Below are 13,984 nucleotides of genomic sequence, written 5' to 3' on the forward strand. Positions count from 1 at the left end.
AATCCAGCCAGCATCTTGAATCACAAACAAGCCTCGATGGGAATCCTACGATTCTCCCAAAACAGGAAACGCTCTAGCAAGTGCCCCAACGCACGAAAGGACCTTAGAGCCAGAAAGCCCGCGGTTAAGCGGGCTTGCCGAATGGCCGGGAACGGGAGAGCGTTCTGACAACGTCCCGGCGGGATCCAAATTAGCAACCCTAGCGATGCCAACCTTGCTTGGACATTGCCGATCGAAGCCTGTATCCCAGCGAATGAAAGAACCGTCGCTGCACCAAAATGATATTTGCCGGCACAAATCTCGACCAGGGCCAAGCCTATAACCGCCGTCTGTTGCTGGAAGCCATCAGGGTCCATGGCGCGCTTTCGCGCGCCGACCTGACCCGGCTGACCGGGCTGGCGCCGCAGACGATCTCGAACATATCTGCGACGCTGACCGAAGCCGGACTGCTCGTCGCCGAGCGCCGGAATATCAACGGCCGAGGCCAGCCTCCGACGGACCTACGCCTCAATCCAACCGGCGGCTATGCTTTCGGGATTTCCATCGACAATCACCGGCTGTTCGCGGTGCTGGTCGATATTGCCGGCAACAGGTTGGACGAGATCGAGGACCGGCTAGAGGAGACTTCGCCGGGCTATGTGTTGCCGAAAATGGCGTCGGCGATCGCCACGATGCGGCGGCGCACACCGATACCGGACAAGCGCGTGCTGGGCACAGGGATAGCGATGAGCGGCCTCACGACCCATGGCAGCTTCATCGGCCTGGCACCCGACGAGATCACGTCCGGGTGGCACGGCTTTCCCCTGGAGAGCCAACTCGAATCGACGCTCGGAATGCCGATCTTCACCGACAACGACGCGCGCGCCGCCGCGGTCGGCGAAGCATTCTACGGCGAAGGACGCAAATACAGGGACTTCGTCTACATCTATTTCGGCGTCGGCGTGGGCGGCAGCATCATGAACGCCGGGCAACCGTTCCGAGGCAGCCAGGGCCGCGCTGGCGAGTTAGGCCACATGATCGTCGAGGCGGGCGGACGGCTGTGCCCATGCGGCAACCGAGGATGCCTGGAGCAATATGCCTCAATGGGTTCGGCGCTGGCGGCCATCGAATGCACATCGAACGGTCTCAATGCCCAGGATCAGCTGGTTGATGCGCTCGCTCGACTTGACCCCGGCCTGCTGCGCTGGACCGAGGCTGCCGCCGTGCATCTGCGGACGGCAATCGTCAACCTGGAGAATATTTTCGATCCGCAGACCGTCCTGCTAGGCGGTATCATTCCCGAGCCGGTTCTCGATGCGATCGTGGAGCGGATCGTGCCCCTGCCCCGCACCGTATCGAGCCGGCGCACGGGGGATGCCAGGCGCATCGTCAAGTCCAGCCTGGGCCCTGCGATCCCCGCCATGGGCGCCGCTTCGCTGGCGCTCTTCGATGCAACCAGCGCGGATTTCTCGCTCCTCTTCAAGAAGAACGCCGTCTCGGCGCCGAACCCGGCCGCGGCTTGATCTGGGAGCAGTTTGCCTTCGTGAAAGGTGAACCCATCGTTCAGGGAAAGATGCCGCCGAAGCAGGTCGAGACGGCCTCTCGCCCCGCCTGAAAGGATGACGCCGCTAGTCGGCCGAACTGGCCCCGCGATAGGTGCTCAGAACGGACCGGACCGCAGCGGCCAGCAGGGTGCGCGCCGTCTGTGGCGAGGCTGACGCAACCGCGTCGTGATAGCGCACGGCAAGGTGCTGGCTAATCAGCGTTTGCGGTATGGGCCGGTCCCCCAGCCTGCCAAGGAGGTCATCGACGGCCTTTTGCGCTGGCGGCAGGGGCCAGTAATAGCGGATGCGGTCGCTGTAGCTGAAATGGCGCTGTACGCGCATGTGATCGGCCGAACCCCGGTAATATGGCGCCCAATATTTGGGTTCTTCCTGCATCAGCGCTTCCATCGCCGGCGCCAGCGACACGGGTTCGCCGGTGAGCACCCCGTTGATGTGGTCCAGCCCATAGAGCGCCTCGCGCCAGGCGAATGTCAGCGCGGGACCGACCTTCAGAATTGCGAAGCCGTCCGCCGCCAAGGACCGCAGCAGCTCTGCCGGCTGATAATCGGTCGAGTGCGCTTCGAACGCGATGCCAGGCAGTTCGCGTAGTGCCTCCTTCAGGCGTATCGCCTTCTCCGGCTGATAGATCGCGATCCCGTCATCGCCGAATTCGACGCCGGGCTGAACGACCAACCCGACCACCCGTTCGAACGCCTGTTCCAGCCCGTGCCGGGCGAAGGCCGCCCGGTGAACCGAGATCGTCCGCTTCGCGGCCCCCGGCTCGGTCACCGCAAGATGGTCCAGACTGTCGAACGCGCCGCCCGGTGGCGGCACCTCTGTTCCGACGATATAGACCGGAGCCACCCCTCCTTGAGAGGCCGAAATCGCTTCGGCGACCTTGGCCAGCCGCGCCGCGCGATCGGCAACGACCTCGTCTTCCAGCGCCACAGGTTCACCGGCGCATCCCATGCTGGTGTCCAGGTGCAGCTTCCTGAAACCGGCGCGGACATAGGCGGCGATCATGGTTTCCGCCTTGGCCATCGCTTCGTCGGCGGGCAGGTTCTTCCAGGGATTTGGACCGAGATGATCGCCGCCGAGGATGAGGCGCCCGGGCTTGAGCCCGGCTGCCTCCGCCATCGCCGTGACCTGGTCGTAAAATGCCTGCGGCGTCAGGCCGGTATAGCCGCCCTCCTGGTTGACCTGGTTGCAGGTCGCCTCGATGAGGATCGGCTCGTCATGCGCCGCGGCGTCCTCGAGCGCGATGCGCAGTACCTCGGGATGCGCTGTGCATACCGCCGTGATGGCGAGACGGTTCGTGCCGTCCGGTCCGCCAATGAGGCGTTCGAGTGCGGGGCGGGCGGGAGATGAAGTATTCATGCAAAGGGTCCAGTGAGCTATTTGACCGCGCCGAGGGCTAGACCGCCGACGATCTGCTTCTGCAGCAGGATAAAGATGGCCGCAATGGGCACCGTTGTGACGAGCGTCGCAGCCATCACCTCGTTCCAGTCGACATGGTATGTGCCGCTGACCAGGTAGAACAGCTTCATCGTGGCGGTCAGCTTGTCGGGCGTTCGCAGCAGGGTGAAGGCCAGGATGAAGTCCGTCCATGCGGCGATGAAGGTGAAGATGGCGGTGACGCCGATCGCCGGCATGGCCAGCGGCAGGAAGATGTGCCTCAGGCTGGCGAACCAGCTTGCTCCATCGATATGGGCGGCCTCCTCGATCTCGCGCGGTATGGTCTCGAAATAGGACTGCAGCATCCAGACGGCAAAGGCGACGCTGAAGCCGGAATAGGCGAGGATCAGGGAGCGGTGATCGTTGATCAGCCCCTGAGCCGACATCATCCGGAAGATGCCGATGATCAGCACGACGGGCGATATCATCTGCGTCAGCAGCAGGAACAGGCGCAGCGCCCCCCTCGCCGGCAACGTATAGCGCGCCATCGCATAGGCGGCAGGGATCGCCAGCAGCAGGGTGAGGATCGTCGCGCCGACACTGACATAGAGGCTGTTGAGCAGCGCGCGTCCGAAATCGATCTTCGTCCAGATGATGGTAAAGTTGGACAGGTCGATGGTCTCGGGCAGCCAGCGCGGCGGGAAGGTGAAGACCTCGGTTGCCGGCTTCAACGCGGTGGACAGCATCACCGCGTAAGGAAGCAGTATCACGATCAGCAGCGGGGACAGCAGCAGCCAGAACAGGAAGCTCTTGCGCGCATAGCTCATGATCGCCTCACAAAGCCCGTTCGCGCATGGCGAAGCGGGCGTACAGGATGCAGAACACGAGCAGGAACGCGAACATCATCAGCGACATGGCCGATGCCTCGGCCATCTTGCCGTATTGAAACGCCACCTTGTACAGATAGGTGACGAGGATATCCGTGCTGTTGGCGGGGCCGCCCTGGGTCAGGATCCAGATGATGGCAAAGCTGTTGAAGGCATAGATCACGTTCAGCACGATGGCGATGTTGACGAACGGCCGTATCAGCGGCAGCGTCATGTAGCGGAACGTGTTCAGGGGTCCCGCCCCGTCGATCCGCGCGGCGTCGAAGACATCGCCCGGCAATGACGAAAACGCGCCGAGGAAGATGATGACGGTGAGCGGGACGGCGGCCAGTATGCCGATGAGGATGGCGACGGGAAACGCGACCTCCCCGGTCGCCAGGAATTCGATCGGCTGATCGGTCAGGCCGAACTGCAGCAGCAGGGCATTGAGCATGCCGAACTGGCCGTTCAGCGTCCAGCGCCAGACGATGCCGGTCATCGTGGCCGATACCGCCCAGGGAAGCAGCACGATCAACCGGGCGACGCTGCGCCCGGCAAAATCCTGGCTCAGGACCAGGGCGACCGGAATCGAGATCAGGATGGTGCCGCTGGTGACGCACACCGTCCAGATGACGGTGCGCCTGAAACTTGCCCAGAACAGCGGGTCGGCGAAAAGCTTGCTGAAATTCAGCGCGCCGACGAAGTTCCCCGCCTGCCCGAACCGGTTGACGGCATGCACGGACATGCGCATCAGGTCGGTCACCGGATAGCCCATGATCCAGATGACGAGCGCCAGGCTCGGCAACAGCATGGCAAACGGCAGGAGCAGGTGGGGACGCGACATCAGATCCGCCTCATTGAGGTGCGATCAGCCCATCGATCTGGGTCGCAGCGGCGCCGAGCGCCGTTTTCGCATCCTGCTGGCCCAAATAGATCTGCTGCAGTGCGGCCGTGGTCGCAGCAACGACTTGTTCCCACTGCGGCATGAGCGGCGCAAACTGGGCGATGGGCAGCATGTCGGCGAAAGCCTTCAGCGATGCATCATTTGCCAGCCTGGAATCGTTCATCTCTTCTTTCAGCACGGGCAGGAATCCCTCGCTCAGGGTGAACTCGAGACGCGTCTCCGTCGAGAAGATGCCGTCCTGGATGAACTGCCAGGCGAGCTCCTTGTTGGGGCTCGACTTGAACAACATCATGCTGTCGGTACCGCCCCAAGTCAGCTGCTTGGTGGCGCTCGGCATCGGCGCGATGCCGTAGTTCAGCTTCGGCGCCTCGGAGGCGATCTGGCCGCGCAGCCACGGACCGGTCACAAGCGCGCCGAGCCGTCCCTGCTTGAACAGGGTTTCGATGTCCTGGCGGTTGGAACCTGTCGGGCTCGGCTGGCTCAGCCCCCCGTCGATGAACGACTTGTAGAGATTTGCCGCCTGGACGCCCGCCTCGCCGGCGATGCCCGACTTGCCGTCCTTGACGATGTCGCCGCCATAGGACCAGAAGGGGTAGTACCAGTATGTGTCGGTTTCGATTTCCTTGCCCTGGATGCCGAAGCCATAGGCGCCGTCGCCCTTGGCCTTGACCTTCTCGGAGACAGCCTTCAATTCATCCCAGGTCTTGGGAATGTCGGTGACGCCCGCCTTTGCGTAGAGGTCCTTGTTGTAATAGAGGGCGCGCGTCGAGGCCAGGATCGGCAGGAGATAGGTCTTGCCGTCGACAGTGCCCGGCTTCAGCAGATTCTCGTAGAAGCGGCTGCGGAACTCCGGCTTGATATAGGCGTCGAGGGGTTCGGCGATATCGTTCTGGACGTAGTCCAGCACCCAGCGCGTGGCGATGACCGAAATGTCGGGCGCGGTGCCGCCGGCGATGTCGGTCGCCAGCCGCTGCTGCAGATTGTCCCAGCTGACATCCTCGATGTTGATCTCGACATCCGGATGGGCTGCCTCAAAACGCTTGGCCGCGTTCTGAAATGTCGTGAGCGTGTGGTCGCTGAAATGCGCCACGATCACATGGAGCTGGGTCTTGGCGAAAGCCGGCATGGCCGCGATGCTCATGGCCAATGCGGAAATGCCCAGAAGCGAAAGTCTGCTTATTCTTTTCATGTTACCCTCCTTGCTGGTGTTGGTGAGCGTTCCTCTGAAGCTCACTTGTGGATGCTCTTGGAAATGAAGACCGGGTAGAGTTGCGGATAGCGCGCAGTGTCGATCGGCACGCCTCGCGCGGCGGCAAGATCGTGGGCGAGGAGCTGGAACGGCACCACGCCGAGGATCGCCCGCACGGCCGCGTCCTCGCATTCGGGCAGAACGAGATCGAATGGGCCGTGGTTTGTCGCCACGGCGTCGCTGGCCGCGATCGTCGCCGCTGCGGTGCCGATCAGTTTCACGCCATCGAGGAACGCGGTGAGCCGCTGGCCCTGGCTGATCTCGTCGGCGACCAGCACGATGCCGGTGGCCGGCCCCACTCCATTGAAGGGACCGTGCATCATCTCCTCGAGTTCCTTCGGAACAACCGGCATCTTGGCCACTTCCAGCACCTTCAAGGCGCCTTCCAGCGCGGTCGGCACCTGGCTGCCGGCGCCAACGACGAACAGGGCATCGGCGTCGCGGAACTTTTCCACCCAACCGGCGGCTGCAGCCTGGCTGCCGGCAATCGCCGCGGAGAACGCCTCCGGCAGTCCGGCGTAGCGCCCGCGCAGCACGGCGTCGCCGTCGGGATTGCCGGCCAGCGCCAAAGCGCGTCCGAGCAACACCGCGGCGAAGGCCGTGGTGGTGAAGCCCTTCGTCTTGCCCATGTTGATTTCGGACCCGGTATGGGTCTCGATGACGAAGCCGGCCTCAAGGGAGATGGGGGCTTCGGGATAGGCGGTGACGACCGCCGTCAGCGCGCCGCTGGCGTTGGCGCGCCGGATTCCTTCGAGCAGGATCAGCGACGCGCCGCTCTGCGAGATAGCGATCACCAGGACGTCCGGGCCGAGCCCCCCGGCCTCCGTCTCATCGAGGAATTCCAGCGAACTCACGGCCTCGCAATCGATCACCAGCTCCTGTTCCCACGAGCGGGCGGCGATCATCGCCGCGTAGAGCGACGTGCCCGAACCGACGATCCAGACCTTGCGGATTCCGCGCTGGCCGAGGGCGGCTACGAAGGCATCGGCCTTCAGGCCGTGGTCGAGCAGGCGGCCGATCGCCGCCGGCTGCTCGAGAATGGACTGCATCATCAATGTCGACATCTCAAACCTCGGTATTGCCGGTCAGTTCGGCTTCGATGGTGAGCGCCGCCGCGCCGACCAGGCCGGTGAACGGAGCGGTGCGGGACAAGCCTATTTCCTTCAGGCCGCCGATCGCCGTCGGCAGCGCATGCGCATGGACGGCGCGACGGACCCAATCGGTCGCGGCGGGATCGCCGGTGAACATGCCGCCGGCGAGCACGATCGCAGCCGGGTTCATGAGGTTGACGAGCTGGGTCAAGCCGAGCGCGAGGTAGCCGTATTCCCTCATTGCCGGCGGTTCGATGCGCGGCAGATAGGCCGGCACCGTGTCGTCCCCGGCGCGCGCTTCGAGCAGCAGTTTTTCGGTGCAGCCGCTTTGTCCGCAATAACAGATCGTCGAGCCGCTCTGGTCGGAGCTGATATGGCCGTTTTCGCCGGCGGCATTGCTGGCGCCGCGATGCAGCCGGCCGTTGAAAACCATGCCCGTGGCAAGGCCGGTGCCGGCATTGTAGAGCAGGAAGTCACGGTGCAGGCGGCCAACCCCGAAATAGATTTCGCCGACGGCGGCGGCGTGCACGTCATTGTCGACGAAAACCTTCAGTCCGGTCGCCGCCGCGACTTCCGTGCCGATCGGAATGTTGGTGATCCCCATGTTCAGGGACCTGACCAGCATGCCGCTAGAACGGTCGACGAAACCGGTTGTGCCGACGCCGATACTGGCCGCCGTCTCGCCGGCCTGCGCCAGGATGACCTTGGCGACGGAGACGATATCCTCGAGCAGGCTGAGCCGGTTGGTGGCGACCTTGTGCTCGAACAGGATCTCGCCATCCCGAGAGACGAGCCCCCCGAGGATCTTGGTGCCGCCGACATCGATGCCCAGCAGGGGCCCGGTGGAAGCCGAGGTTATCGGTTCGGAAGAATTGCGTGCTTGCATGGTCATTGGACGCTCATCCGCTTCCTGTCGCGCGGATCGAAGAAATGGACATTGGCCGCATCGAAGGCGATGCGGATGTGGTCGCCCCGGGCGAGCGGGAGGCGCTGCTGGACGACGATGGTCAGCTCGATCTGCCCGAGCTGTGTCGCGACCAGCGTTTCCGATCCCTGGACCTCGATGAAGCGCACGGTGGCCGGGACGCCCGTTTCACCGAGCCGGATATGTTCGGGCCTGATGCCGCAGATGATCTCGGTCCCGGCGGCCTGCGCGGTGCCGATGCCGAGAACGGTCCCGTCCTCGAGACAGACGCTTCCTCCGGCCGCGACCTTTACCGGGAAGATGTTCATCGCCGGCGAGCCGATGAAGCCTGCGACGAAGGCGTTGGCTGGCCTGTCGTAGAGATCGAGAGGAGCTCCGATCTGCTCGATATCGCCGCTGCGCAGAACGACGATCCGGTCAGACATGGTCATGGCCTCGACCTGGTCGTGCGTAACGTAGATGGTGGTGGCGCCAAGGCGGTTATGCAATTCGCGGATTTCGGCGCGCATCCGCACCCTGAGCTCGGCATCGAGATTGGACAGCGGCTCGTCGAACAGAAACACTTTCGGACTGCGCACGATCGCCCGGCCCATTGCCACACGCTGCCTCTGTCCTCCCGAAAGTTGTTTGGGATAGCGGTCGAGAAGCTCCTCGATGCCCAGCGATGCAGCGGCGGCACGGATGCGATCCTGCGCCTCGGCCGCGGGCGTCTGGCGCATCAGCAGCGAAAAGCCGAGATTTTCGCGCACCGTCATATGCGGATAGAGCGCATAGCTCTGGAACACGAAGGCAATGTCGCGATGCCGGGCGGATACGCCGTTCATCTGCCGCCCGTCGATTTCGATCGTTCCCGACGTCAGGGGGTCGAGACCGGCGATCAGCCGGAGGAGGGTCGACTTTCCGCAACCCGACGGCCCCACCAGGCTGACGAAACTGCCTCGTTCGACGCCGAAGGAAATGCCTTTCAGAATTTCGGCGGTGCCGAATTTCTTGTGTAGGTCGGTGACGCTCACATAGCTCAAGAGATGCTTCCAGAAGGCCAGTGGCTCAATTAATTCCATTCAATGGAATTTTTAGGTGGCTGTCAACACGAAAGCTGACCCGCGTCTCTGCGAATTTGGATGATCGATCCGGAATGGCCTGACGCGATGCCGCCACGCCGGTCCGCGTGGCGCGGTAACAGCCGCCGATGCGGTGGCGGACGTGCTACTTGACGCCGCCCATCGTTATGCCGCTGATCATGCGCTCCGACAGGAAGATGTAGAGGGCGACCGTCGGCACCATGACGATGGTAACGCCGGCGAACAGGCCCGGCCAGTTGCCGCCCGAATATTGCATCGATGTGATCAGGGAGTAGATGCCGAGCGACAGGATCGCGGTCTGCATGAATGTCAATCCACCAGGCTCTATCGCACCGACACCTGGTGCCACGGACGGGTCCATCCCGTCGCAATCAAGCGAGACGACCCAACGGCGGGAAAGGTCGAGCGAGTGAGCGATCGATTTTGCTCCATTCTCATGAACGTCCCAGGCCGTGACGATCCGGTTGCCTGCCTTGAGCGCGGCCTCGACTTCCTGCCTTCGGGCACTGCCGATGGAGCGCGCGCCGACCTGCACCAGATGGTGCACACACGCATAGTCGCGCACACGCCGCATCGGGCTGGAAAACCCATCGCGACGGCCATTGATCTCATCGCGAAAATCGATATGCGCGTCGATCTGCAGGACGTTGATGTCCTCATGGCCGTCGAAGGGGGCGACCAGCATTGGAGGCACTGAGTCCATGTCACCGATAACAATCGGAACCACGCCGGCCTTGACGAGCGGGCCAAGCACGGCGGCAGCATCACCCACAATGCACTCCGGATCCCGCACGTTTCCGGCAACGTTGCCGAGGTCGTCAGGTTCGGCTTGCCGTCCTCGAACTGCGGTTCGCCGATGTCGAAGTTCCAGTCCGTAAGGATTCCAGAATCCTGCGCAGGAAGGCGCGGGTTCGTTCGTGTTCCGGGTTGGCAAGCACAGCTCTGCGTGCATCGACCGCGCGGCGACGGCCGTTGCGGATGCGGGTTAAATTGGTATTGTGCTGGTATTATCGAATGGGCTGCCGGCGTGACATTTCTTGACATTTTCAATGTGGCTCGAGACGGGAAGGAGGATGGTTCGCCGGCCTATCGGCGGCTGCAGGCTTCATTGGCCGGCGCGATAGCCTCGGGCGTGTTGAAGCCTGGATCGGCCCTGCCCCCTGAACGTGAACTGGCTCTTGAACTCGGCATCTCGCGGGTCACCGTCCGCAGGGCGATGGTTGAACTGGTGCGCGATGGTTTCGTTGTCCAGCGACATGGCAGCGGCACCTATGTTTCGGGACCGCCCGAGCGCGTCGTACAAAGCCTCAGTCGGCTCTATTCGTTTTCCGAAGACATGATGTCGCGCGGACGAGTCGCCGGTACTGTTTGGCTGGGCCGAGAGTTGACCGTCGCCAATGCCGAGGAGGCGCTTCGCCTCGAAATCCCTAAGGGCGCCAGAATCGTCAGAATGCGTCGCCTGCGTCTGGCCGACCAAGAGCCGATGGCTCTCGAGACCTCGCTGATCCCGGCAGCGATGCTTCCGGATCTGACGAAAATCAAAGATTCGCTCTATCAGACATTGCGTGAGCTCGGTCATGTCCCATCGCGGGCTGTGCAGCGCATTTCGGCCGTCAATATCGATGAGGAAACCGCGCGGCTGCTCAAGCTGACACCTGGCGCGCCAGCACTCGACATCGACCGTGTCACCCGCATGGACGATGGGACGGTCGTCGAACTTAGCCGATCGATCTTCCGCGGCGACGCCTATGATTTCGTCGCGGAACTCGGTCTCGGTACTTGAGCGGGCGGGCCCGCTGGCCGGGGGAATGCCAAGCTGTCGCCGCTGCATTGAACAGCAATCAGAGATAATACTAGTTCATGACCCCTTATTTCCTCGGCATCGACGCCGGCTCGTCCCTGACCAAAGCCGCGGTCTTCGATGCCAATGGCAATCAGTTCGGCATGGGCGTCAGGCGTATCCAGCTGCGGCGCCCTCATCCAGGCTGGTCGGAGATCGACCCTGCGGAAGCATGGAGCGCGGTCAGCGCGGCGATCCATGCGGCGCTCGACGATGCCCGTATCGCCTCAACCGACATTGCGGCGGTAGGACTGTCCGCGGCAATGGTCGGGGCATGGCTGGTCGATGGCGACGGGAACGCCTTGCGTCCGGGCATCGTGTGGGAGGACAGCCGGGCGCAGGACCTGCTGGACGAGCGAGCTGCCGCCGTACCGGATTTCTATCGCAGGATCTTCAGATCGAATGGGTGCGTGCTTCAGCAGGGCTGCACATTGCCGCTCCTCGCCTGGCTGCGGAAACACGAGCCCGATATCCTCGACAGGGCTGCCCATGTTTTCAGCTACAAAGACTTCCTGCGCCTGAAGCTCACCGGGCAGGTGGCTGCCGACCGCACCGAAGCCGCGGTGGCCCCCGGCAACGCCAGCTTGCGTGGCCGCAGCGTCGAAATGCTCGATCTGTTCGAGATCGCCGACCTTGCCTACAAGCTGCCAGCGGCGGCCGAGTCCGAGACATTGGCCGGTTTCGTCACTGCAGAATCGGCAGCGATCACCGGCCTCGCCGAAGGCACGCCCGTGGCGATCGGTGCCGGCGATGTTCCGGCAACGGTCATCGGCGCCAGCGCGCTCGAAGCCGGCACGGCGCTGGCTGTGCTCGGCACGACCTGCATGGTTGGCATCGTGTCCGATCAACCCGTATTCACACCGCCGGACATCGGCCTGCTCTTCACCTTGCCCGGAGAGGCCTGGTTCCGGGCGATGGTCAATGTTGCCGGCACGCTCAATCTCGACTGGGCGATCGGGACGCTGCTTCCCGACATCGCTGCGGAACCTGATCTCTATATCAGGATGGAAGCGATGATCGCAGCGCTGCCGATCGGCTGCGACGGCGTCGTCTATCTGCCCTATCTCAGCGAAAGCGGCATCATCGCGCCGGTGGTCGATCACGAAGCGCGCGCCGGCTTTCACGGGCTCGCGCCCCGGCACCGCCGCCCTCACATGATCCGCGCTGTTTACGAGGGCGTCGCGCTCGCCTTACGTGACTTGTATCAAGACCTCGAAGGGACCACCGGCACGATCCTTCTGACGGGTGGCGGCGCACGCAGCCAGATGTGGACACAGATGATCGCCGACGCTCTCGGGGCCACCGTCCTGGTTCCAGCCGGTACGGAATTCGGGGCAAGGGGTGCGGCACTTCTTGCCGCGACGGCCGTGGGACGATTCCGTTCCGTCCGCCAAGCGTCGATCTCGACGCGGCAGATACAGCGCCGGCACGAGGCGGATCATACCACGAAGCCGGCTTGGGATCGGGCGTTCATAAATTATCGGGCGCGGCGCGACAGCATCTTGCGCAGATAGCCAAGGACGCACTACACAGGATTTGCGTGGTACATACCACGAGAAGGTCCTGGTTATACCTGACAATGGCTGCAAGCGTCGTCGCCGATCAACCCCCACTCTATCAACGCATAGCCAACGCGCTTGCGACGCAGATCGCGTCCGGCATACTGAAGGTCGGCGAACGGCTGCCGTCGGAAAGGCAGATGGCCGAGGACCTCGGTGCAAGCCGGATGACCGCCCGCCAAGCCCTGAAGCTGCTGGAGCGGCGTGGCCTGGTGGAGACCCGGACGGGCCTTGGCGCCTTCGTCGCGCGTGCCCAGATCGAACAACAGCTCAGCACGCTGAGCGGGTTTACCGAAGATATGGACCGTGGCGGGCGCAAGGCGTCAAGCATCGTGCTCGACGCCGGGCTGGGCTCCGCGGACCGGGAGGTTGCCGTCGCGCTTGGAATTGCAGAGGATGCGCCGGTCCATCGCCTCGTTCGCGTGCGCCTTGCGGACGCCGAGCCCGTCGGTCTGGAGCGCACGGAAATCTCGGCAGCTCTCGTGCCGAAACTTTTCCAGCGGACTGATTTCAGGACGGATTCGCTCTACCGCGTTCTGCGCGAGGACTACGGGCTTTTTCCAAGCGAGGCCGAGCAGAAGCTCTGGTCCGCCCATCCGGACGCTGCGAGTGCCGCGTCCTTGGGGATTTCGCTGCAAAGCCCCGTGCTCGTCCTCACCCGACGCACACTCGATAGTGCTGGACGGCCGCTGGAATATGTGCGGGCAGTCTATCGGGGCGACTGCTTCGTGATGCGCGCCCATCTGACCCTCGGAAAAGGCACATGACAAAAACGCCGACTGCCGCAGCCTATCTTGCCGACCTCACGATCCGCATCGGGCGCCTGCTCAATGACAATGCCGACGCCATCGCAGCCGCCGCGGACGCGATCGAGCGGACGGCCAAGGCCGACGGACTGGTCTATGTCTTCGGCACCGGTCACAGCCATACCATGGCCGAGGAGGCGCATTATCGAGCCGGTGGGTTGGCATTGACCGTTCCGATCCTAGCGGGTGTGACAATGGTCCATGAAGGTGCGGTCGCCGGCACCGTCTTCGAGCGCATGTCCGGCATCGTGGCGCCTGTGTTCGCCCGCTATCCGATCGGCCCGAAGGACGTGCTGATCGTGGTGTCGAACAGCGGCGTCAACGCCGCCACCGTGGAAGCGGCGATGATCGGAAAATCAGTGGGCGCGACCGTCATCGCGATCACCTCGCAAACCTATTCCAGCCTCGCCGCCCAAGGACGCACAAGGCTGGCCGATGTCGCCGACATCGTGCTCGACAATGGTGGCCCGCCCGGCGACGCCACGACCAGTGTTCCCGGCAGCGAGTTGCGCGTCGGCCCGGTTTCAACCTCGATCGGCGCGGCGCTGATGAACGCCGTGTTCGCCGAGGCGGCGGCACGCCTGCAATCGGCCGGCGTGGCCGCCCCCATTTATCTCAGCGCCAATATGCCTGGTGCCAAGGAGGTCAACGAAGCGCTGGTGGCCCGCTATCGGCCGCGCAATCCGCATCTCTGACCAGTCCACACGACGAGAATTCCGGGTCTCAAGGGGAGCCCCGGCGGAA

General features: G+C 63.5%; 13 protein-coding genes. 5 read left to right on the top strand and 8 right to left on the bottom strand.

Translation table 11 applies throughout. The features are described 5' to 3' along the window. Nucleotides 1-278 precede the first annotated feature (278 nt). Nucleotides 279-1,502: an ROK family transcriptional regulator gene (locus LB513_RS00005; RefSeq protein ID WP_224661396.1), complete on the top strand. Its 1,224-nt coding sequence runs from the start codon at nucleotides 279-281 to the stop codon at nucleotides 1,500-1,502. Between the two features lie 105 nt (nucleotides 1,503-1,607). On the opposite strand, the gene LB513_RS00010 is transcribed toward LB513_RS00005, so the two are convergent. From LB513_RS00010 to LB513_RS00045, 8 genes are all read right to left on the bottom strand, one after another. Then, on the bottom strand, nucleotides 1,608-2,900 hold the full coding sequence (locus LB513_RS00010) for a class II D-tagatose-bisphosphate aldolase, non-catalytic subunit (RefSeq protein ID WP_224661397.1): 1,293 nt from the start codon (nucleotides 2,898-2,900) through the stop codon (nucleotides 1,608-1,610). Nucleotides 2,901-2,917: 17 nt separating this feature from the next. Beyond that, nucleotides 2,918-3,745 (bottom strand): carbohydrate ABC transporter permease, encoded by an 828-nt coding sequence (locus LB513_RS00015; protein ID WP_224661398.1) that lies wholly within the window; start codon nucleotides 3,743-3,745, stop codon nucleotides 2,918-2,920. Nucleotides 3,746-3,752: 7 nt separating this feature from the next. Then, nucleotides 3,753-4,628, bottom strand: coding sequence for a carbohydrate ABC transporter permease (locus tag LB513_RS00020; RefSeq protein WP_224661399.1), 876 nt, complete (start codon nucleotides 4,626-4,628; stop codon nucleotides 3,753-3,755). A gap of 10 nt (nucleotides 4,629-4,638) precedes the next feature. Further along, entirely contained in the window at nucleotides 4,639-5,877 is a 1,239-nt protein-coding gene (locus LB513_RS00025) for an ABC transporter substrate-binding protein (RefSeq protein WP_224661400.1), read from the bottom strand. 41 nt (nucleotides 5,878-5,918) lie between these two features. Then, nucleotides 5,919-7,001, bottom strand: coding sequence for an SIS domain-containing protein (locus LB513_RS00030; protein WP_224661401.1), 1,083 nt, complete (start codon nucleotides 6,999-7,001; stop codon nucleotides 5,919-5,921). Nucleotide 7,002: 1 nt separating this feature from the next. Beyond that, a complete protein-coding gene (locus tag LB513_RS00035; protein ID WP_224661402.1) occupies nucleotides 7,003-7,920 on the bottom strand; it encodes an ROK family protein in 918 nt (305 codons plus the stop codon). Further along, nucleotides 7,917-8,975 carry an ABC transporter ATP-binding protein gene (locus tag LB513_RS00040; RefSeq protein ID WP_224661403.1) on the bottom strand — a complete coding sequence of 353 codons (1,059 nt, stop codon included), beginning with the start codon at nucleotides 8,973-8,975 and terminating at the stop codon, nucleotides 7,917-7,919. Before LB513_RS00040 ends, LB513_RS00035 begins: the two co-directional genes overlap by 4 nt. A gap of 184 nt (nucleotides 8,976-9,159) precedes the next feature. Further along, nucleotides 9,160-9,987 (bottom strand): arginase family protein, encoded by an 828-nt coding sequence (locus tag LB513_RS00045; RefSeq protein ID WP_224661404.1) that lies wholly within the window; start codon nucleotides 9,985-9,987, stop codon nucleotides 9,160-9,162. Between the two features lie 75 nt (nucleotides 9,988-10,062). Here LB513_RS00045 and LB513_RS00050 point away from each other — a divergent pair, with 75 nt between their 5' ends. The 4 genes from LB513_RS00050 (at nucleotide 10,063) to LB513_RS00065 (ending at nucleotide 13,935) form a co-directional block, all read left to right on the top strand. Beyond that, the gene (locus LB513_RS00050; protein WP_224661405.1) at nucleotides 10,063-10,818 is read left to right on the top strand and encodes a GntR family transcriptional regulator; all 756 of its coding nucleotides are present in this window, start codon (nucleotides 10,063-10,065) and stop codon (nucleotides 10,816-10,818) included. A 77-nt stretch (nucleotides 10,819-10,895) separates the two neighbouring features. Further along, the gene (locus LB513_RS00055) at nucleotides 10,896-12,389 is read left to right on the top strand and encodes an FGGY-family carbohydrate kinase (RefSeq protein WP_224661406.1); all 1,494 of its coding nucleotides are present in this window, start codon (nucleotides 10,896-10,898) and stop codon (nucleotides 12,387-12,389) included. Nucleotides 12,390-12,454: 65 nt separating this feature from the next. Further along, complete coding sequence (locus tag LB513_RS00060) at nucleotides 12,455-13,201, top strand: GntR family transcriptional regulator (protein WP_224661407.1); 747 nt, start codon at nucleotides 12,455-12,457, stop codon at nucleotides 13,199-13,201. Next, a complete protein-coding gene (locus LB513_RS00065; RefSeq protein WP_224661408.1) occupies nucleotides 13,198-13,935 on the top strand; it encodes an SIS domain-containing protein in 738 nt (245 codons plus the stop codon). Before LB513_RS00060 ends, LB513_RS00065 begins: the two co-directional genes overlap by 4 nt. The last annotated feature ends 49 nt before the right edge of the window (nucleotides 13,936-13,984 follow it).

This window comes from Mesorhizobium sp. ES1-1 (genome assembly GCF_020164785.1).
In the GTDB taxonomy this organism is placed as follows: domain Bacteria; phylum Pseudomonadota; class Alphaproteobacteria; order Rhizobiales; family Rhizobiaceae; genus Mesorhizobium.

Excerpts from the sequence above, each read along its gene's own strand:
- LB513_RS00005 (WP_224661396.1), top strand. The coding sequence starts at position 279 with ATGATATTTGCCGGCACAAATCTCGACCAGGGCCAAGCCTATAACCGC.
- LB513_RS00010 (WP_224661397.1), bottom strand. The coding sequence starts at position 2,900 with ATGAATACTTCATCTCCCGCCCGCCCCGCACTCGAACGCCTCATTGGC.
- LB513_RS00015 (WP_224661398.1), bottom strand. The coding sequence starts at position 3,745 with ATGAGCTATGCGCGCAAGAGCTTCCTGTTCTGGCTGCTGCTGTCCCCG.
- LB513_RS00020 (WP_224661399.1), bottom strand. The coding sequence starts at position 4,628 with ATGTCGCGTCCCCACCTGCTCCTGCCGTTTGCCATGCTGTTGCCGAGC.
- LB513_RS00025 (WP_224661400.1), bottom strand. The coding sequence starts at position 5,877 with ATGAAAAGAATAAGCAGACTTTCGCTTCTGGGCATTTCCGCATTGGCC.
- LB513_RS00030 (WP_224661401.1), bottom strand. The coding sequence starts at position 7,001 with ATGTCGACATTGATGATGCAGTCCATTCTCGAGCAGCCGGCGGCGATC.
- LB513_RS00035 (WP_224661402.1), bottom strand. The coding sequence starts at position 7,920 with ATGACCATGCAAGCACGCAATTCTTCCGAACCGATAACCTCGGCTTCC.
- LB513_RS00045 (WP_224661404.1), bottom strand. The coding sequence starts at position 9,987 with ATGCACGCAGAGCTGTGCTTGCCAACCCGGAACACGAACGAACCCGCG.
- LB513_RS00055 (WP_224661406.1), top strand. The coding sequence starts at position 10,896 with ATGACCCCTTATTTCCTCGGCATCGACGCCGGCTCGTCCCTGACCAAA.
- LB513_RS00060 (WP_224661407.1), top strand. The coding sequence starts at position 12,455 with ATGGCTGCAAGCGTCGTCGCCGATCAACCCCCACTCTATCAACGCATA.
- LB513_RS00065 (WP_224661408.1), top strand. The coding sequence starts at position 13,198 with ATGACAAAAACGCCGACTGCCGCAGCCTATCTTGCCGACCTCACGATC.